17 protein-coding genes are annotated in these 20,703 nt (G+C 73.2%); 10 read left to right on the top strand and 7 right to left on the bottom strand.

The genetic code is table 11. From position 1 onward, the window contains the following. Both D7044_RS33100 and mutM read left to right on the top strand, forming a co-directional pair. Positions 1-301, top strand: a 301-nt coding sequence (locus D7044_RS33100; protein ID WP_233565112.1) for a putative dsRNA-binding protein, incomplete at its 5' end; no start/stop codon positions are given. Continuing rightward, positions 294-1,151 (top strand): bifunctional DNA-formamidopyrimidine glycosylase/DNA-(apurinic or apyrimidinic site) lyase, encoded by an 858-nt coding sequence (gene mutM / locus D7044_RS24050; RefSeq protein WP_120690284.1) that lies wholly within the window; start codon positions 294-296, stop codon positions 1,149-1,151. The genes D7044_RS33100 and mutM, both read left to right, overlap by 8 nt. Before the next feature lie 11 nt (positions 1,152-1,162). Here the strand turns inward: mutM and D7044_RS24055 are convergent, their stop codons facing one another. Then, positions 1,163-2,014 (bottom strand): endo alpha-1,4 polygalactosaminidase, encoded by an 852-nt coding sequence (locus tag D7044_RS24055; protein WP_120677837.1) that lies wholly within the window; start codon positions 2,012-2,014, stop codon positions 1,163-1,165. Positions 2,015-2,185: 171 nt separating this feature from the next. Beyond that, positions 2,186-3,640, bottom strand: coding sequence for a CAP domain-containing protein (locus tag D7044_RS24060; RefSeq protein WP_411710996.1), 1,455 nt, complete (start codon positions 3,638-3,640; stop codon positions 2,186-2,188). Between the two features lie 372 nt (positions 3,641-4,012). Here D7044_RS24060 and D7044_RS24065 point away from each other — a divergent pair, with 372 nt between their 5' ends. The 3 genes from D7044_RS24065 to D7044_RS24075 all read left to right on the top strand — a co-directional run bounded on the left by D7044_RS24065 (position 4,013) and on the right by D7044_RS24075 (position 8,800). Next, complete coding sequence (locus tag D7044_RS24065; RefSeq protein WP_076470495.1) at positions 4,013-4,207, top strand: hypothetical protein; 195 nt, start codon at positions 4,013-4,015, stop codon at positions 4,205-4,207. A 379-nt stretch (positions 4,208-4,586) separates the two neighbouring features. Then, positions 4,587-8,183, top strand: a complete 3,597-nt coding sequence (gene smc / locus D7044_RS24070) for a chromosome segregation protein SMC (RefSeq protein WP_120690286.1) — start codon at positions 4,587-4,589, stop codon at positions 8,181-8,183. Next, entirely contained in the window at positions 8,180-8,800 is a 621-nt protein-coding gene (locus D7044_RS24075; protein WP_120677304.1) for an HAD family hydrolase, read from the top strand. Before smc ends, D7044_RS24075 begins: the two co-directional genes overlap by 4 nt. A gap of 65 nt (positions 8,801-8,865) precedes the next feature. Here D7044_RS24075 and D7044_RS24080 read toward each other — a convergent pair whose 3' ends face one another. The 5 genes from D7044_RS24080 to D7044_RS24100 all read right to left on the bottom strand — a co-directional run bounded on the left by D7044_RS24080 (position 8,866) and on the right by D7044_RS24100 (position 13,871). Further along, on the bottom strand, positions 8,866-9,387 hold the full coding sequence (locus D7044_RS24080; RefSeq protein WP_120677302.1) for a DinB family protein: 522 nt from the start codon (positions 9,385-9,387) through the stop codon (positions 8,866-8,868). A gap of 47 nt (positions 9,388-9,434) precedes the next feature. After that, entirely contained in the window at positions 9,435-9,929 is a 495-nt protein-coding gene (locus D7044_RS24085) for a universal stress protein (RefSeq protein ID WP_120677300.1), read from the bottom strand. A 10-nt stretch (positions 9,930-9,939) separates the two neighbouring features. Continuing rightward, positions 9,940-11,541 (bottom strand): MDR family MFS transporter, encoded by a 1,602-nt coding sequence (locus D7044_RS24090; protein ID WP_120690287.1) that lies wholly within the window; start codon positions 11,539-11,541, stop codon positions 9,940-9,942. Between the two features lie 155 nt (positions 11,542-11,696). Next, positions 11,697-12,134 (bottom strand): MarR family winged helix-turn-helix transcriptional regulator, encoded by a 438-nt coding sequence (locus D7044_RS24095; RefSeq protein ID WP_120677296.1) that lies wholly within the window; start codon positions 12,132-12,134, stop codon positions 11,697-11,699. 24 nt (positions 12,135-12,158) lie between these two features. Then, on the bottom strand, positions 12,159-13,871 hold the full coding sequence (locus D7044_RS24100; RefSeq protein WP_120690288.1) for an alkaline phosphatase D family protein: 1,713 nt from the start codon (positions 13,869-13,871) through the stop codon (positions 12,159-12,161). Between the two features lie 151 nt (positions 13,872-14,022). Between D7044_RS24100 and ftsY the strand changes: the two genes are divergently transcribed. The 5 genes from ftsY (at position 14,023) to D7044_RS24125 (ending at position 20,394) form a co-directional block, all read left to right on the top strand. Beyond that, positions 14,023-15,210: a signal recognition particle-docking protein FtsY gene (gene ftsY, locus D7044_RS24105; protein ID WP_120690289.1), complete on the top strand. Its 1,188-nt coding sequence runs from the start codon at positions 14,023-14,025 to the stop codon at positions 15,208-15,210. 29 nt (positions 15,211-15,239) lie between these two features. Beyond that, a complete protein-coding gene (locus tag D7044_RS24110) occupies positions 15,240-16,079 on the top strand; it encodes a phosphotransferase (protein ID WP_222864357.1) in 840 nt (279 codons plus the stop codon). A 271-nt stretch (positions 16,080-16,350) separates the two neighbouring features. Then, positions 16,351-17,715 carry an ammonium transporter gene (locus D7044_RS24115; RefSeq protein WP_120690290.1) on the top strand — a complete coding sequence of 455 codons (1,365 nt, stop codon included), beginning with the start codon at positions 16,351-16,353 and terminating at the stop codon, positions 17,713-17,715. 24 nt (positions 17,716-17,739) lie between these two features. Further along, a complete protein-coding gene (locus tag D7044_RS24120; RefSeq protein ID WP_165947298.1) occupies positions 17,740-18,078 on the top strand; it encodes a P-II family nitrogen regulator in 339 nt (112 codons plus the stop codon). A gap of 12 nt (positions 18,079-18,090) precedes the next feature. Then, positions 18,091-20,394: a [protein-PII] uridylyltransferase gene (locus D7044_RS24125; protein ID WP_120690292.1), complete on the top strand. Its 2,304-nt coding sequence runs from the start codon at positions 18,091-18,093 to the stop codon at positions 20,392-20,394. Positions 20,395-20,703 lie beyond the last annotated feature (309 nt).

Here is a 20,703-nt window from a genome sequence, read left to right on the forward strand (position 1 = left end):
GGCGCTCGGGCTGGGTGTGCCGGAGTACCGGATCGAGGGCACCGGGCCGGACCACCTGAAGACGTTCACCGCCTGGGTGGTGGTCGCGGGCAACCGGTACGGCGGCGCCGAGGGGCGGAGCAAGAAGGAGGCCGAGCAGCGCGCCGCCGAGGCCGCCTGGCGGACCCTCACCGAGCAGGCGGAGCGGACCGGGCAGGGCGACTCCGACGGCGACTCGGACGGCGAGCGCGCCGAGACGGAGAGCGTCGCGGCCGACCGGGCGGGTGGCGACGCCGCCGGAACGGACTCGCCCCGTGCCTGAGCTGCCCGAGGTCGAGACCATCCGGCAGGGGCTCGCCCAGTGGGTGACCGGACGCCGGATCAGCACCGTCGAGGTACGCCACCCGCGGGCCGTGCGGCGGCACGTTCCCGGCGGCGTGCACTTCGCCGACGTGCTGGCGGGACGGACGGTGCTGGACGTACGCCGCCGGGGCAAGTATCTGTGGCTGCCGCTGGACAGCGGCGACGCGGTGGTGGGGCACCTCGGCATGTCCGGTCAGCTGCTGATGCAGCCCGCCGACGCGCCCGACGAGACGCACCTGCGGGTCCGGTTCCGCTTCGACGACGGCGGCCCGGAGCTGCGCTTCGTCGACCAGCGCACGTTCGGCGGGCTCGCGGTGAGCGAGGGCGGGGCGGAGCTGCCCGCCGAGATCTCGCACATCGCCCGGGATCCGATGGACCCGCTCTTCTCCGACGCGGCCTTCGTGGCGGCGCTGCGCCGGCGGCGTACCGAGGTGAAGCGCGCGCTGCTCGACCAGACGCTGATCTCCGGCGTCGGCAACATCTACGCCGACGAGGCGCTCTGGCGGGCCCGGCTGCACGGCACCCGGCCCACCGACACGCTCACCGGTCCGGCCGCCCAGCGGCTGCTCGGGCACGTCCGCGACGTGCTCGGCGAGGCCATCAAGTCCGGTGGCACCAGCTTCGACACCCTCTACGTCAACGTGAACGGGGAGAGCGGCTACTTCGAACGGGCGCTCAACGCCTACGGGCGGGAGGGCGAGCCGTGCCCGCGCTGCGGCACCCCGATCCGCCGCGAACCGTTCATGAACCGCTCCTCGTACAGCTGCCCGCGCTGCCAGCCGCGGCCCCGAGCGTCGCTCCGCGGCTGATCGCCGCAGGGTCAGCCGTCGGGGTATCCGCGGGTCACGCAGGGGTCGCGCCAGGCATCGAGGGCGGGCTGCTTGCGGATCGAGGCGAAGCCGTAGCCGACGGTGACGACGCAGAACTCCTCGGTCGAGCCGGTGTACTCGACGTGGAAGACCGGCTTGCCGGCGTCGACGAAGGGCAACAGCTTCTCGCACTGGTCGAGCCGTACGCACTCCTCGTTGACCGCGAAGTCGAAGTCCGGGGCGAGCGCGGCGAGCTGCGGCACGTCGTTCATCAGCCCGGGGGATAGGTCCAGGGACCGGGCGAGCGCTGCCAGCCGGCGGTTGAAGTGCAGCTGGTCGTCGAAGCCGAGGGGGAAGCCCGAGCGGTACAGGTAGGCGTCCGCGTCGGCCAGCGCCACCGCGCCGAAGCCCTTGCCGCGACAGAGCCGCAACCGGTCGGCCAGGGCCGGTTCGAGCGCGTCCCAGCGCCGTACGTCCAGCCAGCGGCTCTGCGGGCGCCGGCCGGCCGCGCCCTGGGCGCTCTCCGGGAAGCGGTCGGCGTCCGGGTCGTCGGATCGTACCGACGCGACGTGCACCTGGCAGACCAGGCGCCGGTCCCGGGCGCGCAGCTCGGCGGTCTCGGCGGAGGTGGTACGGGCCGCGTCGAGCAGGAAGACGTCGGCGTCGACGTCCGGGTCGACCGGGCCGGTGAGCTGCCACTGCCACTGCCAGTGGCGGGCCGACGCGGCCGGCCAGGGGGTCGGTGCCCCGGGTGGGGTCAGCTCGACCCGGCAGGCGCAGACCGGGACGAGCAGGATCAGCGTCGCGCCAGCGGAGAGCGCTCGGCGTAGCCGGACGGCGCGTCGTCGCAGCCGGATCCGCATCGGCAGCTCCCGGGTCCCGGGCGGCGCCCTCGCCGCCCGCACCGGTACGCCGCCTCACGCGGGCGTACCTCACCGGGTGAAACGAGCGCGGACCCGAGTACGACTCGCCGGTGCACGCGACGACGCCCCACTCGCAGTCGAGTGGGGCGTCGTGCCGGTGTTCGCCGACGGTCAGCGCGGCGCGGCGAAGACCTGCGTCCAGTACGGTCCGTTGCTGTTCGCGATCCCCACGCCGATCTCGGTGAACGCGCAGTTCAGGATGTTGGCCTTGTGCCCGGGGCTGTTCATCCAGGCGTCCATCACGGCGGCCGGGTTCTTCTGGTTCCAGGCCACGTTCTCGCCGTAGGTGCGCCACTGGTAGCCGACCCGGTCGATCCGGTCGCCGGGGTCGCTGCCATCGCTGCCGGTGTGCGACATGTTCTGGTGGTCGGCCTGGTCCTGGCTGTGCCGCTGGGCGGCGGTCATCAGCTTGTCGTCGATGGTCAGCGCCTTGCAGCCGGCCTTGGCCCGCTCGGCGTTGACCAGGTCGACCACCTCACGGGCCTGGGCGCTGACGCCGCCGCTCGGGGCGGTCGTCGTGCCGCCGCCGGTGCTCGGTGCGCTGCTCCGCTCGGCGTTGCGCCGGGAGGGGGCGGTGGTCCGGTTCGCCGACGGGGTGGGCCGGGTGGTTCGGCTCGCCGAGGGGGTGGGGCGGGCGGTGCTCGGCGAGGCGGTCGGGGCCGCGGAGGTGGTCGCCGGGACCGGGGCCGCGTCGGTGGGCAGAGCCGGTGCGGCGGCGACGGTGTCGTCGACGGCCGTCGGGTCGGCCGGGGTGCCGCCGCCTCCCGGGAGCGCGAGCGCGCCGACGCCGAGGCTCACCACCAGGGTGGCGGCCGCTGCGGCGCCGCCGATGATCAGTGGCCGGGGGATCCGCCGCCTGGAGCGGTGCCGCCCCTCGACGCCGCTCTCTCCGGCGACGGCGTCGTGCTCCGGCCCGCCGGTGCCGTCCGCCGGGATCGAATACAGCGGGGCGGTGTCGTCGACGGCGGGCTGTCGGGAACCGGTCGCCGGCTCGACGCCCCACCGCTCCGGCCGTACGCCGTACGTGGAGTGCTCGCCGGGGTGACCGGAGGACCAGCCGTCGGTACGGCCGACCGGCTCCCCGGACCAGCCGCTCGGCTCCCCGGGCCGGTCGCCGAAGCCGGCGGTGTGCTCGTCCGGCCGGATCTCGCCGGTCCAGCCGGCGGGCGCGCTCGCACCGGTCTCCTCGACAGGCCACCCGCCGGGTCGGTCCGCCGGTCGTTGGGTGGGTTCCTCCGCCGACCAGCCATGGTGCGACGCGGACCAGGGCGCGGCCTGCTCGGGCCGGTCGCGGTAGGGGTCCGACTGCAGGCCCTGCGGCGTCGGCCCGGCCGCCGCCCAGTTGGTGGTCGGCTCGTCCTGCCACCCAGCCGTCGGCCGGTCGTCGCGCCAGGTCTCCGCGGGGTGCCGCTCTGGCCAGGCGTCGGCCGGCCCCTCGGGGTCGTCGCCGAAGAGGTACGCCGACCGTGGTGCCGGACGGTCGGTCAGCCAGGCCGGTTCCTCGATCGGTGTCTCCGGGCGCCGCTTCGCGCCCTCCGGGTCGTTCGGGTCGGTCCAGCGGTACACGCCTGTCGCCTCCACGGGTCGGTTGCGGGCCGCGCTGACGCTACGGGTGCGCTACGACCTGCGGCAACGTGGCTAAGAAAGAGTTAAGGGGATAGCGGACGCCGCGGGGCAGACTTCGGAGACAACGTAGGCGTACCGTTAAGGCGTCCGGACAGAGCGTGTCCGTGCCTCGTGGCAGCCCCCAGCGAGTGGACAGGTCGACGTAGAGATGATCTACGGCCTGCGAAAACTTGACGACTAGGGGCTTTGCGGCCAATATATAGGTGTCGCCAGTCGCGCCCGGCCATGCCCAGATACAGCCTGGAATGGTAGTCGCGGACACATGGGCGCGCGTTGGCCGGCCTTTCCGGCAGCGCATATCAAGGAGTCAGCATGGCGAAGGCCCTCTACGGCCACGTAGGTGCAGCGCCCGACCGGCGTCTGCTCGACGAGGTCACCCGACTGCGTGCCAGGGTTCAGGCCCTGGAGTTCGAGCTCACGCGACTGCGTGCCGAGAATGATCGGCTCGCCGCCGCCGCCAACGAGGCGGACGATCTGCTCCGGCTCGCCGAGCCCGCGCTCACCTGATCATCGCGTCGGGAAAACTGAATCGCACCACGCAAAAAGCGCGCCGACACGACTGTGCCGGCGCGCAACTTTGTCTTCGCGACTTTCCGATCTCCCATTTCTCGATCTTGCCGTCGTACCGGTCCGTGTGGCACTCGTCACCGAGGGAAACGGTGGCTGAATCCGCCGTGCGAATAGCACTTGTCTTTACCGGCGGTCGGGAGACGATGGCAGTCGCGCCGGGCCCGCCACAGGATCCCGGCCGGCCCCTCTGCGGGCCGGGCGCGCGTAGCGGGGCGGGTCGCGTACCCGAGCCCCGGGTCCGCCGGGTTAGTCTGCCAGTTCACCAGGTCCGCGCAGCCGGCGACGGTACGGCGGCCAACGGACGAGGATCGAGAAGGTGTATCTCAAGAGCCTGACGGTGAAGGGATTCAAGTCCTTCGCCTCCGCCACGACGCTCAAGCTGGAGCCGGGGATCACCTGTGTGGTCGGCCCGAACGGCTCCGGCAAGTCCAACGTCGTCGACGCCATCGCCTGGGTGCTCGGCGAGCAGGGCGCGAAGGCGCTGCGCGGCGGCAAGATGGAGGACGTCATCTTCGCCGGCACCGCGGGCCGGGCACCGCTCGGCCGGGCCGAGGTCACCCTCACCATCGACAACACCGACGGCGCGCTGCCGATCGAGTACACCGAGGTCTCCATCACCCGCCGGATGTTCCGCTCCGGCGAGAGCGAGTACGAGATCAACGGTGACTCGTGCCGCCTGCTCGACATCCAGGAGCTGCTCTCCGACTCCGGTATCGGCCGGGAGATGCACATCATCGTCGGGCAGGGCCGCCTCGACGGCATGCTGCACGCCAAGCCGGAGGACCGGCGGGCCTTCATCGAGGAGGCGGCCGGCGTCCTCAAGCACCGCAAGCGCAAGGAGAAGGCGCTGCGGAAGCTCGACGCGATGCAGACCAACCTCAACCGGCTCACCGACCTCACCGCCGAGCTGCGCCGCCAGCTCAAGCCGCTGGGCCGGCAGGCCGAGGTGGCCCGCCGCGCCGCGGCCATCCAGGCGAACCTGCGCGACGCCCGACTGCGGCTGCTCGCCGACGACCTCGCCACGCTCCGTACCACCCTGGATCGGGAGATCGCCGACGAGACGGCGGTACGCGAGCGACGCGAGCAGGTCGAGGCCGAGCACGCCGAGGTGCAGCGGCGCCTCGCCGAGCTGGAAGCCGCCCTCGCCGAGGACGCCCCGCTGCTGGCCGCCGCGCAGGACACCTGGTACAAGCTCTCCGCGTTGCAGGAGCGGTTCCGCTCCATCGAGCAGCTGGCGCTGGAGCGGCTGCGACACCTCAGCGCCACCCCGGACGACGAGCGCCCCGGACGCGACCCGGACCAGCTCGAGGCGGAGGCCGAGCGGGTACGCGAGCAGGAGGAGGAGCTGCGCGCGGCGCTCACCGACGACCAGATCCGGCTCGCCGAGGCGGTCGAGCACCGGCAGGAGCTGGAGCGGCAGCTCGCCGCCGCCGAACGCGAACTGGTCGCCGCCGCCAAGGCGATCGCGGACCGGCGAGAGGGGCTGGCCCGCCTCACCGGTCAGGTCAACTCCGCCCGGGCCCGGACGACCAGCGCCGGCGAGGAGATCGAACGACTCGCCGCCGCCCACGCCGACGCGCTCGGCCGAGCCGAGAAGGCCCAGGCCGACCTGGACGCGGTGGCCGCCCAGTCGACCGAGGCGGACCGGGACAACGCGGATCTCGACGAGCGGCACGCCGAGGCGGTGGCCGTCCACGAACGGGTCCAGGCGACCGTCCGCTCCCTGACCGACGCCGAGCGCGCCGCGGAGAAGGACGCCGCCACCTGGAAGGCCCGGGAGGAGGCCCTCGCTCTCGGCCTGCGCCGCAAGGACGGCGCCGGCGCCCTGCTCGCCCGGGCCGGCGACGTGCCGGGCCTGCTCGGCAGCCTCTCCGGGCTGCTCACCGTCGCGCCGGGACACGAGGCGGCGCTCGCCGCCGCGCTGGGCGGCCTGGCCGACGCGGTCGCGATGACCGGCGTCGACGAGGCCGTCGAGGCGATGCGGCTGCTGAAGATCTCCGACGCCGGCCGGGCCGGCCTGCTGGTCGGCGGCCCAGCCGGCCCGGGAATGGACGGCCCGGCGGACGCGCTGCGCCCGAAGCTGCCCGACGGTGCCCGCTGGGCCCCGGACCTGGTCGAGTGCGCCGAGCAGCTCCGGCCGGCGGTGCACCGCGCGCTGCGCGACGTGGTGCTCGTCGACGATCTCGAAGCCGCCGCCGAGCTGGTGGGCGAGAACCCGGAGCTGCGCGCGGTCACCCCCGACGGTGACGTGGTCGGGGCGTACGCGGCGGCCGGCGGGTCGGCCAAGGCGCCCAGCTACATCGAGGTGCAGGCCGCCGTCGAGGAGGCCCGGGCGAACCGGACGGTGGCCGAGCACTCCGCGGCCGAGCTGCGGGAGCAGCTCGTCGAGGCGCGGACCGAGGTGGCCGCCGCCAAGGAGGTGGTGCAGCACGCCGCCGCCGCCAAGCGGGAGGCGGAGAGCCACCGCAACGCCGCCGCGAGACGGCTGGCCGAGCTGGGCGCGGCAGCCCGTTCGGCGAAGGCGGAGTGCGACCGGCTCGGCGAGTCCCGGGCCCGCGCCGAGTCGGCCCGCGAGCGGGACCTGTTGGCCCTGGCTGAGCTGGAGGAGCGGCTCCGGCTGGCCGAGGAGACGCCGATCGACGCCGAGCCCTCCACCGACGAGCGGGACCAGCTCGCCGCGATGGTGCCGCGGGCACGGCAGAACGAGATGGAGGTCCGCCTGGCGGTGCGTACCGCCGAGGAGCGGGTCGCCTCCATCGCCGGCCGGGCCGACTCCCTGCGTCGGCAGGCCAACGCGGAGCGGGCGGCGCGGGAGCGGGCCGCGGCCCGGCGCGCCGCGCGGACCCGGGGGGCGGCGATCGCGCGGGCGGTCGCCGGGGGTGCGCGCGAGGCGCTGGTCCGCCTGACCACCTCGATCGCCGCGGCCGAGGAGCGGCGCGACGAGGTGGCGCGGGAGCGGGCCGCCCGGGAGGCGGAGCTGCAGGAGGTACGCGGCGCGGCCAAGCGGTTCGGCGCCGAGTTGGAACGGCTGACCAGCCAGGTGCACCGGGACGAGGTGGCCCGCGCCGAGCAGCGGCTGCGCATCGAGCAGCTGGAGGCGAAGGCGGCGGAGGACTTCGGTCTGGACGTGGAGACCCTGGTCGCCGAGTACGGGCCGGGCCAGCTCGTGCCGCCCACCCAGGTCGACGTCGACACCGCCGAGCGGGACGGCCTGCCGGTGCCGGAGCCGGTCCGCTACGAGCGTCCGGTGCAGGAGAAGCGGGCCGCCAAGGCGGAGCGCGAACTGGCCCTGCTCGGCAAGGTGAACCCGCTGGCGCTGGAGGAGTTCGCGGCGCTGGAGGAGCGGTACAAGTTCCTCTCCGAGCAGCTGGAGGATCTCAAGGCGACCCGCCGGGACCTGCTCACCGTGGTCAAGGACGTCGACGAGCGGATCCTGGAGGTCTTCGCCGACGCGTTCGCCGACACCGCCCGGGAGTTCGAGCAGGTCTTCGAGGTGCTCTTCCCCGGCGGTGAGGGGCGGCTGGTGCTCACCGACCCGGAGGATCTGCTCACCACCGGCGTGGAGGTGGAGGCCCGGCCGCCGGGCAAGAAGATCAAGCGCCTGTCGCTGCTCTCCGGCGGGGAGCGGTCGCTGACCGCGGTGGCGATGCTCGTGGCGATCTTCCGGGCCCGGCCCAGCCCGTTCTACATCATGGACGAGGTCGAGGCGGCCCTCGACGACGTGAACCTCGGTCGCCTGATCACGCTCCTCGCCCAGCTGCGGGAGAAGAGCCAGCTCATCGTGATCACGCACCAGAAGCGGACCATGGAGATCGCCGACGCGCTCTACGGAGTGACCATGCGTGGCGGGGTGACCCAGGTGATCAGCCAGCGGCTCAACCGGGCCGATGACGGGCAGGAGAAGAACGAGTGAGTCGGCAACGCGCGACGGCGCTCCTGGTGGATTTCGACGGCGTACTGCGGCGCTGGGATCCGGCGGTCGCCGCCGGGGTGGAGCAGCGTTACGGCCTGGCCGCGGGGGTGCTCGTCGAGATCGCGATGCAGTGGGGGCGGCTCCAGCCGGTGCTCACCGGGCAGGTCAGCCACGCCGACTGGATGACCAGCGTGGTCGACGCCCTGACGGAACCGGCCGGCGGCGCGGAGCGCGCCCGGGCGGCGGTCGAGGAGTGGCAGAGCTACCGGGGCGAGGTGGACACCGACGTGCTCGGCCTGGTCCGCGAGGCGCGGGCCGGGGGCATTCGGGTCGGCCTGGCCACCAACGCCACCGACCGGCTGGAGGAGGACCTGGCCGCGCTCGATCTGACCGGCGAGTTCGACGCGGTGATCAGCTCGTACCGGCTCGGGGTGAACAAGCCGGCGAAGGAGTACTTCCAGGCCGCCTGCCAGGCCGTCGCCGCCCTGCCCGACCGGGTGCTCTTCGTCGACGACGAGGACTGGTCGGTGCGGGGCGCTCGGGCGGCCGGGCTCTCCGCCCACCGCTGGAACGGCCCCGGCGACCTGCGTTACCTGCGCGCCGCGCTGGCGTTCTAGGGTCTGTTTCCTGAGGATCGGCAGCGTCGGTGCCGCGGGGCGCCGACGCTGCCCGTGGCGGTGGGTCAGTCGCCGGTGACGCCGTCGATCCGCTCGCGGATCAGGTCGGCGTGGCCGTTGTGCCGGGCGTACTCCTCGATCATGTGCAGGTAGATCCAGCGCAGGTTGAACGTGCGCTGCTTCGGACCCACCTCGGTGAAGGTCTCCTCGAGGGACCGGCCGACCGCGGCGGCCCGTGCCAGCTCGACCTCCCGCTCGAACGTGCCGAGGTCGGCCTCGGCATCGGCGTTGCTGACGTCGTGGTCGGCGTCCGGATGCTCCGGCGTGTAGTACGGGTAGTCGACCTGTTGGCCGGCGAAGTTCTCCCGGAACCACCAGGCCTCCACCTCGGCGAGGTGGCGGACCAGCCCCAGCAGGGTCAGCCCGGAGGGCTCGACGCTGGGTGTGCGCAGCTGCTCGGCGGTCAGTCCCGCGCACTTGAGCAGTAGCGTCTGGCGGTGGTAGTCGAGCCAGCTCTCGAGCATGGCGCGTTCGTCGCCGACGGTGATCTCGGGGGTCCGGACGACGTCCGGTGCTGTCCACGTCATGCCGGCATCCTTCCCGGCGCCTCGGTGGCCGGGCGAGCGGGTTTCGTTCAGGGCACCACGACGACGGGCCAGCGGCCGCTGCGGACCAGCCGGGTGGCGACCGAGCCGACCAGCCGGTGGCCGGCCTGCTCGGACGCGCCGACGACGACCATGTCGGCCCGGAACTCGTCGGCGGCGTCGCGCAGCTCGGTGTACGGGTCGCCGCGCCGGCACTCGAAGGTGATGGGCAGGCCGAATTCGTGCGCGGCGCGCTTGATGTCCTTGCGCAGCTCCGCGGTGAGCTCGTCCTGGGTGCGCTGCACGGCGGCGGCGTCCACGCCGGGCATCATGGCGACGAGGCCGTTCGGCGCGTTGACGAAGACCACCACGAGCGAGGCTCCCTGCCGGCGGGCGAGGCCGGCCGCGTACCAGCCGGCCCGCTCGGAGGTGCGGGTGCCGTCGACGCCGACCAGCACCACCCGGGGGCCGTCGGTGCCGCGTTCGAAGGGCCGGGGCTGGGCCTGCGGGCCGTACTGCTCACGGTCGGGGGCTCCGACGCTCATGACCTCTCCCTCACCTCTGCTCGTCGGTACGCGTGGCGGTGGCCACCGCCAGTTTCCTCTCCGTGTCAACGTTCGGCATCTCGTCGTTGTGCCGGCGCAGGGGCACCTCTTTGATGAAGCTCACGGCGATGAGCGCGAGCAGGGTGAACGGTGCGGCTGCGAGGAAGATGTCGCCTGCGCCGTGGCCGTACGCGTTCTCCACGATCGTCCGGATCGGGGCGGGCAGGGTGTGCAGGTCCGGCAGGGCGCCGCCGCCGGTGCCGGTGGCCGGGACGCCGAGCCGGGCGAATCCGTCGGCCAGGTAGCCGGTGACCTTGTGGGCGAGGACCGCGCCGAGCGCGGAGACCCCGACCGCGCCGCCGAGGCTGCGGAAGAACGCGACCACGCTGCTGGCCGCGCCGAGCTCGCGCGGGCTGACGGTGTTCTGCACCGCCAGCACCAGGTTCTGCATGGTCATGCCGAGCCCGATGCCGACCAGCGCCATGTAGCAGCTGAGCAGCGCGAAGTTCGTGTCCGCGCGGAGCGTGCCGAGCAGTGCGAATCCGGCGGTGAGCAGGGCCGAGCCGACGACCAGGAATCGCTTCCAGCGGCCGGTCCGGCTGATCACCCGGCCGGTGAGCGTGGAGGAGACCACCAGGCCGAGGATCATCGGCAGCGTCATGAGGCCGGCCATGGTCGGGCTCTCGCCGCGGCTGAGCTGGAAGTACTGGCCGAGGAAGACGGAGGCGCCGAACATGCCGATGCCGACCGCGATGCTGGCGACGGTGGCCAGGGTGATGGTCCGGGAACGGAACAGGTGGGGCGGGATCATCGGTTCGGCGGCCCGGGTCTCGATCCGGATCGCCAGCGCGCCGAGCAGCAGTGCGCCACCGACCATGGCCACGGTCGCCCAGGACGCCCAGGCGAACTGGTCACCGGCGAGGGAGACCCAGATCAGCAGCACCGAGACGGCTGCGGTGATCATCGTGGCGCCCCACCAGTCGATCTGTGCCTTGCGCTTCACGACGGGCAGGCGCAGCGTCTTCTGGAGCACGACGAGGGCGGCCATGGCGAACGGGACGCCGACGTAGAAGCACCAGCGCCAGCCGAGCCACGAGGTGTCGACGATCACGCCGCCGACCAGCGGGCCGCCGATGGTGCCGACGGCCATGACGGCGCCGAGGTAGCCGCTGTAGCGGCCCCGCTCGCGGGGCGCGATGATCGTCGCCATGATCACCTGTGCGAGGGCGGTGAGGCCACCGGCGCCCACGCCCTGCAACACGCGGCAGGCGATCAGTTCGCCGGTGCCCTGCGCGGCGCCGGCGAGCACCGAGCCGAGGACGTAGATCAGCAGGGCGAGCTGGACCAGCGCCTTCTTGCTGGTCAAATCGGCCAGTTTGCCCCAGATTGGGGTGGTTGCCGTGGTCGCGAGCAGCGCCGCCGTGATCACCCAGGTGTACGCGGACTGGCCGCCGCCCAGGTCGGTGATGATCCGCGGCAGCGCGTTCGAGACGACCGTCGAGGAGAGGATCGCGACGAACATGCCCAGCAGCAGGCCGGAGAGGGCCTGCAGGATCTGGCGGTGGGACATGTTCAGGGCGGTCGCCGGTGGAGACGCTGTCGCCTGGCTCATCTGTCCGGGCCTCCGGGGTCTTCGAGGGGATGCGGGGGGCGACGCCCGGCGGATGGCGGCGGTGGCGTCCGCGCGGGGAGTTGCCTGAGGCAACTTCTGGTTGCCTGAAGCAACAACCAATCCGGGCGTATCCGATATTCCCGCTCCGGGGAAGGTCAGGACCAGGCGTTGTTGAACTTGTCGAGCAGGCGGGCGAACTCCGCCACGTCCTGCGCCGGCCAGCTGTCCAGCACCCGCCGGATGTGATCCATCCGCGCGGCCCGCGCCGCGTCGAAGCGCTGCTGACCCTCCTCGGTCAGGCTCAGCTGGGACGCGCGTCGGTCGGTCGGATCGGGCGTGCGGCGGACCAGACCGAGCGCCTCCAGGCCGCGGATCTGCCGGCTCAACGTGCCCTTGCCGATGCGGAGTCGACTCGCCAGGTCGGTGAGTCGGACCGAGTCGTACCTGCGCAGCCACAGCAGCAGCCCGTACGCGTTCGGTTCGAGGTTCTGGTGCACCTCGCGGGCGACTTCCCAGGAGACCGCCCGACCGCGCCGTAGTAGGGCGGTCAGCTCGTGCTCGACCGCCCGCAGCGTCTCCGCGTGCTCGTCCACGGCCTAGAGGGTACGGGGCCGAGGTCAGTTCGTGTCGGTGAGCCGCTGACGCATGACCTGTTGCAGGTGCCCGTCGCTCGTCGTGCCCTCGATGGTCACCTCGGCGTCGCGCCCCCGGTGCACGAGGGTGGCGATGGCGTTGCCGAAGTACGGCCCGGCCAGCTTGCGCCAGCGCACACCGGGGCTGCGTACGCCCGCCGAGCGGGCCAGGGCCCAGGTCGCCCCGGCCGGCCCGGGGGACCAGCCGAGCCGCATCAACGGGCGCATGAAGGCCGGCACCTGGTTGTGGATCGGGGAGCAGGTGAGCTGGTGCACCGGCGTGGTGATCGCCGGATCGTCGAAGCGGGCCCGCGCCACGTACGAATGGTGCACATCGCCGGAGAGCACGCTGATCGACGCGGGTGGGGCGTACGCGGGCCCGGCGCCCACCCGGTCACCGGTGTGCCCCGGGCTGCCGCTGCCGATCCGGGCGAACGTCGCGGCGAGGCCCTCGAACGAGCGGCGGAACGCCGCCCAGTGCTCCAGGTCGAGCCCGCGGCGCAGCTTCTCGGAGACCCCGGCCACCCAGGGGCGCCGGGAGTCGGCCAGCTTCTCGTTCCACGCCTCGACGTGGTGGATGCCCGGCGGCAGGAGCCAGGGCAGCGAGGCGCCGACGAGCAGGTGGTCGTAGACGCCGTGCGCCTGGTCGAGGAACCAGGACCACTCACCCGGCGGCAGCATCGCCCGGTTGTTCCGGTCGAGTACCCGGCTGCACCTGTTGTCCAGCATCACCAGCCGGGTCCGGCCCAGGTCGAGCGCGTAGCTCCACTGGTACTGCACCGCACGCCAGCGCTCGGTGTCGTGGGCCAGGTCGGACTCCTTGTCGACCCGCTCGCCGAACTCGCGCAGCAGCCCGGTGGCGTCCTCGGCCGCGGCGATCTTGGCAAAGAGCGGGTCGGCCGCGATCTCCTCGGGGGCGAGGTTGCCGAGGTGCTGGTAGACCCAGTACGACGCGAGCCCACTGCCGATCCGCTCGGCCCACCACGGCTGCCGCCGGGCCTCGGCCCGCCAGGACGCCGAGGTGTTCCAGTCGTCGATGATCTCGTGATCGTCGAAGATCATGACGCTCGGCACGGTGGAGAGCAGCCAGCGGATCTCCGGGTCGCGCCAGGACTCCAGGTAGAGCTTGGTGTACTCGTCGAAGCTGACCACCTGGTCGGCGGGCGCCCCGCGCGGCCGCCGCCGACGCCGCTTGAGCAGTCGGCGCACCGTCGGTGAGGTTTCGTCCGCGTAGACCTGGTCGCCGAGGAGCACCAGCAGGTCGGGCAGGGCGGCGGGCTCGAAGTCGGCCATCAGGCGCCGGGCGTACGCGTCCAGCGCGTCCGGCGGCAGTTTCCGGGTGGTGGCGTGCTGGGTGGTCTCCCGGCAGGAGCCGAAGAGCAGCCGGACCGGCTGGTCCAGGTCGTCGGCGGCCCGGGTGCGGATCACGCTCGGCGGGAACCCGGAGTCGGGCACCGGCCACACCACCTCGTCGCCGATCAGCACCTCGTACGTGGTGGCGCTGTCAGGGTTCAGCCCCTCGACGACGACGAGCGCGTAGTGGTGGTCGAAGGCCGTGAAGGTGTGCGCGCTGCCGGTGGCCCCGTCGGCGGTCCGGACGGTGACCACGGCGGGTGCGGCTGTCTCGACCCAGATCGTGGCGCGGGTCCCGACCACCCGCCGCAGCAGCGGGCCGATGAGCAGGTGGGCGGCAGGCATGGCGGGAACCTCCGAGATGAGCGGACTTCATCTTTCCCTACCCGGCCAACGGTCGCACCACTGCTGGTTGTGACCGAGACTACCGGCGTCGCCGGGCGGGCCCGGGTGCGGTGGCTGGGACGCCGCCGCCGGCATCTGACAGGATTTCGGCATGACGGATTACCTCCTCATCGCACTCGCCCTGCTCGGTGTGCTGATCCTCGGCGCGCTCGGGCTGGTCGTGCCGCGCCTGCGCCGCCGCCCGGAGCCACCGCTACCGACGACGGAGATCGACACACGGGCGCAGGAGGATCTGGCCGGCCCGCCGGTCGAGGCCCCCGAGTCGGACCTCGCCACCGGCGTGCTCGTCGAGGCGCCGCCCGTCGTGGAGGCCCCGCCCGCGCTGGAGGTCCCGGAGCCGACCGCCGGCCGGCTGGTCCGGCTGCGCACCCGCCTGTCCCGCTCGCAGACCGTCTTCGGCAAGGGGCTGCTCGGCCTGCTCAGCCGCGACCACCTCGACGAGGACACCTGGGAGGAGATCGAGGACAACCTCATCACCGCCGACGTCGGCGTCGACGCCACCCGCGAGATCGTCGACCGGCTGCGCGAGCGCACCCGGGTGCTGGGCACGCGTACCGGCGGTGAACTGCGTGCGCTGCTCGCCGCCGAGCTGGTCAACGCGCTCGACCCGACCCTCGACCGCTCGCTGAAGACCGCCCGCAAGGACGGCGTACCGGCGGTGCTGATGGTGGTCGGCGTCAACGGCGCCGGCAAGACCACCACCTGCGGCAAGATCGCCCGGGTGCTGGTCGCCGACGGCCGCAGCGTGCTGCTCGGCGCGGCCGACACCTTCCGGGCCGCCGCCGCCGACCAGCTGGAGACGTGGGGCGGTCGAGTCGGCGCCGAGACGGTCCGCGGCCCGGAGGCCGCCGACCCGGCGAGCGTCGCCTTCGACGCGGTCCGGCGCGGCATCGACAGCGGCGTGGACACCGTACTGATCGACACCGCCGGTCGCCTGCAGAACAAGATCGGCCTCATGGACGAGCTCGGCAAGGTCAAGCGGGTGGTGGAGCGGCACGGCCCGATCGACGAGACGATCCTCATCCTGGACGCCACCACCGGCCAGAACGGCCTGGAGCAGGCGCGGGTCTTCACCGAGGTGGTCAACGTGACGGGCGTGGTGCTCACCAAGCTCGACGGCACCGCCAAGGGCGGCATCGTGATCGCCGTGCAGCGCAAGCTCGGCATTCCGGTGAAGCTGGTCGGCCTCGGCGAGGGGCCGGACGACCTGGCGCCGTTCGACCCGGCCCAGTTCGTCGACGCGCTTCTGGGTACCGAGCCCGCCGCACGGGACGCGTAGGCTCGGTGGGCACTGACGATCGCGGATACCTGGACTGGCGGGACCCGAGCCACTCCTCGCGACGCCTGGGGAGACCGTACGTGACGTCACAGGAGATCCCGCTGCACGGCGGGAACGTGAGCACCGTCGTCCGGGTCGGAGACACGGTGCGGCGCAACGCCGGGCCGTGGACCCCGTCGGTGCACGCCCTGCTGCGCCACCTGGAGTACGTCGGGTTCACCGGGGCGCCCCGCGCGCTCGGCATGGACGAGCGCAACCGGGAGGTCCTGTCGTACCTGGAGGGGGAGTGCGGGGAGTACCCGCTCGCCCGGCACTGGGTGACCGACGAGGCGCTGGTGACCGTCGCCACCATGCTGCGGATGTTCCACGACGCCCAGTACGGCTTCGTGCCCCCACCGAACGCGGTGTGGCGCTCGTTCGGGCCGCCACCGCCGGACACCGAGGTGATCTGCCACCACGACGCCGCGCCGCACAACGTCATCTGGCGGCCGGACGGCACGCTCGGTCTGATCGACTTCGACCTCGCCTCGCCCGGCGCCCGGATCTACGACGTGGCCTACGCGGCGTGGACCTGGGTGCCCATCTTCTCCGACCGGGACTCGATCACCCTCGGCTGGAAGCATCCGGACCGGCCGCGCCGGCTGCGCCTCTTCGCCGACGCGTACGGGCTGATCCCCCGCGACCGGCACCGGCTGATCCGCACCATCCGCAAGCGGATCGTCGACCACGTGGAGGGCATCCGCCGGATGGCCGCCGCCGGGGACCCGGCGTTCGTACGGATCGTGCACAAGGGGCACCTGCGCCGGCCGATGCGGGACCTGCGGCTGCTCGACTACGAGCGGGTCGTCCTGGAGGACGCGCTGCGCTGACCAGCGCCACGGCACCCCGGCCGGCCCCTCGGTGGGGTGCCGCGACCGCGCGTCGAGCCCCGGCAATCAGGTATCCGCCTGTGTTCCAGGTATCCGCCTGTGTTCCCGGGCGGACACCTGCCGTCACAGGCTCGAAACAACCCGTCACGGAACGGAAACCCGTCGGAGCCCCCGGGTGAAACAGCTGACGACGAGGCTTCCCGCAGCCGGCCCACGGGCGACGCTGCCCCGGAAGCCGCTAAGGAGGGAATTCCACCTATAGGAGGCCAGCGTGCCTGACGCACCGACGATCGACACCGGTAACACCGCGTGGTTGCTGATCTCCAGCGCGATCGTGCTGCTCATGACGCCGGGTCTGGCGCTGTTCTACGGCGGGCTGAACCGGTCCAAGGGCGTCCTGAACATGATGATGATGAGCTTCTCGTCGATGGGGCTCATCTCCATCCTCTGGTTGTTCTACGGCTTCACGGTCGCCTTCGGCGACGACCAGAACGGCATCTGGGGCGACCCGGGCCAGTACCTCGGCACCAAGACGTTCATGGCGGAGACCGACCTGTGGGGTGAGACCGGCATCCCGCTCTACGTCTTCATGGCCTTCCAGATGATGTTCGCGATCATCACGGTCGCGCTGATCAGCGGCGCCGTCTCGGACCGGGCGAAGTTCTCCGGCTGGCTGCTCTTCGCCTTCGGCTGGGCGACGCTCGTCTACTTCCCGGTCGCACACATGGTCTGGGGTGGCGGCTTCATCGGCGCGAAGCTCGGCGCGCTCGACTTCGCCGGTGGCACCGCCGTACACATCAACGCGGGCGCCGCGGCGCTCGCGCTCGCGCTGGTGCTCGGCAAACGGGTGGGCTGGCCCCGCGACGCCATGAAGCCGCACAACGTGCCGATGGTCGCGCTCGGCGCCGGCCTGCTCTGGTTCGGCTGGTTCGGCTTCAACGCCGGTTCGGAGCTGACCGCCGACTCGACCACCGCCATCGCCTTCCTCAACACCCAGGTGGCCACCGGCGCGGCAGTGCTCGGCTGGATCGTCGTCGAGTGGCTGCGCAACGGCAAGCCGACCCTGGTCGGGGCCTCCTCCGGCGCGATCGCCGGTCTGGTCGCCATCACGCCGGCCTGCGCCTTCGTCGCTCCCTGGGCCGCCGTCCTGCTGGGCCTCGTGGCCGGCACGGTCTGCGCGCTCGCGATCGGCCTGAAGTACCGGCTCGGCTACGACGACTCGCTCGACGTGGTCGGCGTGCACTTCGTCGGCGGCTGGATCGGCTGTCTCTGGATCGGCTTCTTCGGCACCAGCTCGGTCAGCTCCCTCGTCTCCCGCGAGGGGCTCTTCTACGGCGGTGGGCTCACCCAACTCGGTGTCCAGGCGCTGAGCGCGCTGATCGTCACCGTGATCTCCTTCGTGATCGCCTACGCCCTGGCCTTCCTGATCGAGAAGACCGTCGGGTTCCGGCTGGCCGCCGAGGCCGAGGCCGACGGAATCGACATCGCGGAACACGCGGAGAGCGCGTACGACCTCTCCCCGGCCGGCGGCAGCGGCGGGGCGTTCGCGATGGCCGGCATCGGGGCGCCCACGGCGGGCGGCGGCAAGCCGGCCGGCGAGACCGCCGCGCCGGTCGGCGAGAAGGTCGCCGGTTAACGTTCTCGGATGGAGGGGTTGGACATGAAGCTGGTGACCGCGGTCATCAAGCCCTACCAACTGGACGCGGTGAAGGAGGCCCTGCACGCCCTCGGCGTGGCCGGGCTGACCGTCAGCGAGGTCCAGGGGTACGGGCGCCAGAAGGGGCACACCGAGGTCTACCGGGGTGCCGAGTACACGGTCGAGTTCCTGCCGAAGATCCGTGTCGAGGTGCTCACCGACGAGATCGACGTCGAGAAGATCGTCGATGCGATCGTCGGCGCCGCACGCACCGGCAAGATCGGTGACGGGAAGGTCTGGGTGACCTCGGTCGACGAGGTCGTCCGGGTGCGTACCGGCGAGCGCGGCCTCGACGCCGTGTAGAGGACGGACGCGATGACCTCGTCGACCGGGCGTGGCGCGCCGGCAGCCCCCGCTGCCGCCGTCGGTCGCCCGGGCGGCGAGGTCGTCGTCGTATCCGGCGTCGGCGAGCAGGCCCGACGGCGTCGGGCCGACGGGTACGACCGGTTCCTCACCGCCCTCTCGCCACTGCGCCCCGGGGTCGCGTTGATCGCCGTCGGCGGGCTCGGCCGCCGCCAGTGCGCCCCACACGGCGACCTCGACCTGGTGCTGGTGCACGCCGGCGTGCCCGGCATCGAGGAGCTGGCCGCCTCGATCTGGTACCCGGTCTGGGATGCCGGTCTCCGGCTCGACCACTCGGTGCGTACCGTCGCCGAGGCGCTCGCGGTGGCCCGCGACGACCTCAAGGTGGCGCTCGGCCTGCTCGACGCCCGCCTGGTCGCCGGGGACGCGGCGCTCGCCGAGTCCCTCGTCCACGCCGCCGCGGAGCAGTGGCGGCGTACCGCCGTACGTCGACTGCCCGGTCTCCGCGAGATCACCACCGCCCGGTGGCAGGCGCACGGCGAACTCGCCTTCCTCCTGGAGGGCGACGTGAAGGAGGCCGCCGGAGGGCTGCGCGACCTCGCCGTCCTGCGCGCCATCGCGACCGCCGGGGTCACCGACGCGCTGCGCCCCGCCGTACGGGCCGCGCACCTGCGGCTGCTGGACGTCCGCGACGCGCTGCACGAGCAGACCGGCCGCCGGGTGGACCGGCTGGTCGCCCAGGAACGCGACGGCGTCGCCGACCGGCTCGGGCTGCGGCACCCCCGGCTCGGCGGACACCACGGTGACGTCCTGCTGCGCCGGGTCGCCGGGGACGCCCGGACCGTCAGCCACGCCCTCGACGACGCGTTCCGCGCCGCCGAGCGGCTGCGCGCCGGCCGGTCGGGGAGCGGCGTCGCCCGCCCGGTACGCCGCCCGGTGGCCCGGGACGTCGTCGAGCACGACGGGGAGCTGGTGCTGGCCCGTACCGCCATCGACGCCCGCCCTGATCCCAGCCTGGCGCTGCGGGTGGCCGCCGCGTCGGCCACCACCGGGCTGCCGATCGCGCGGGCCACCTGCGAGTGGCTGGCCGCGTACTGCCCGCCGCTGCCCGCCCCCTGGCCGGCGGAGGCCCGGACCGCCCTGATCACCCTGCTCGGCGCCGGTCCCGGCCTGGTGCCCGCCTGGGAGACCTGCGACCGGTACGGGCTGGTCGACCGCTGGTTGCCGGAGTGGACCCGGATGCGCAGCCTGCCCCAGCACAATCCGGTGCACCGGTTCACCCTCGACCGGCACCTGGTGCAGACCGCCTGCGAGGCGAGCCGGTACACCCGTGACGTGGAGCGCCCCGACCTGCTGCTGCTCGCCGCGCTGCTGCACGACGTCGGCAAGGGGGTCGTCAGTGCGGGCGCCGAGGACCACAGCACGGCGGGCGTCCCGATCGCCGAGGCGGTGGCGGCCCGGATCGGACTGGGCAAGCCGGAGGTGGCGTTGATCGGCGCGCTGGTCCGGCTGCACCTGCTGCTGCCCGACGTGGCGACCCGGCGGGATCTCGCCGATCCGGTCACCATCTCCGCGGTGGCGGCCGCCGTCGGTGACCCCGCGACCCTCGACCTGCTGCACGCGCTGGTCCGGGCGGACGCCGCCGCCACCGGACCCGCCGCCTGGTCGCGGTGGAAGGGCCGGCTCGTCGCCGAGCTGGTCGCCCGGGTCAGGACCGTGCTCGACACCGGTGCTTTGCCCGCGCCGCCCGCGCCCGACCCGGCGTTGCTGGCCGAACCGCTGCCCGTGATCCAGGTCGGCGGTGACCGGGTGGCCGTCGCCGCGGCGGACCGGCGCGGCCTGCTCGCCACGGTGGCCGGCTGCCTCGCCCTGCACCGGCTCGACGTGGTCGCGGCGGACGCCACGGCGGTCGACGGGCGGGCCCTGGTCGAGTGCCGGGTGCAGCCGCGGTACGGGCTGGCGCCCGATCCGGTCGCGGTCGGCGCCGACCTGCGCCGGGCGGTCGCCGGCGACGTGTCGGTCCTCCGGCGGCTGGCTGGCCGGGCTCTCGCCGGACGGGCGTCGGGCGCCGCCGCCCGGGTGGTCTGGCACCGGGAGGCCGCCACCGACGCGGTACTGCTGGAGCTGCGCGCCGCCGACGCCGCCGGGCTCCTCTACCGGGTGACCCGGGCGCTCGACGACGCGGGCGCTCAGGTCCGGGCCGCCCGCATCGCCACCCTCGGCGGGTCCGTGGTCGACGTCTTCTACCTGGTCGGGGAGGGGCCCGACGAGGCGACCCGGGCGCGGCTGGAGGTCGCCGTGCTGGGTGCGGTCTGAGGCGGCGACCGCCTCGTCGGCGCGGTGCGCCACAGGCCGCAACCGACCTCACCTCCGCCGGCCGCTACGTCGTGGCGCGTAGTCGAAGAGCCGCCCACCGGCCGACGCGCGCGAATCCGACGCGCGGAACCCTTTACGGCATGGTCGGCGCCGCCGGTCCGGGCGCTCCGGGGTGCAGAATCTGCTCAACCGCCCGCCGCGGCCGGGCCGGTCGGCGCAGCAGGAGCCACCCCGGTTCGCACGCCGGAGCGCCGGACGTCTCGGAGATCGGCCGGGCATCGATTGACGGGTGGGCACGATGGGGCTGGA

The sequence above is a fragment of the Micromonospora musae genome (genome assembly GCF_003626635.1).
Lineage (GTDB): Bacteria > Actinomycetota > Actinomycetes > Mycobacteriales > Micromonosporaceae > Micromonospora > Micromonospora musae.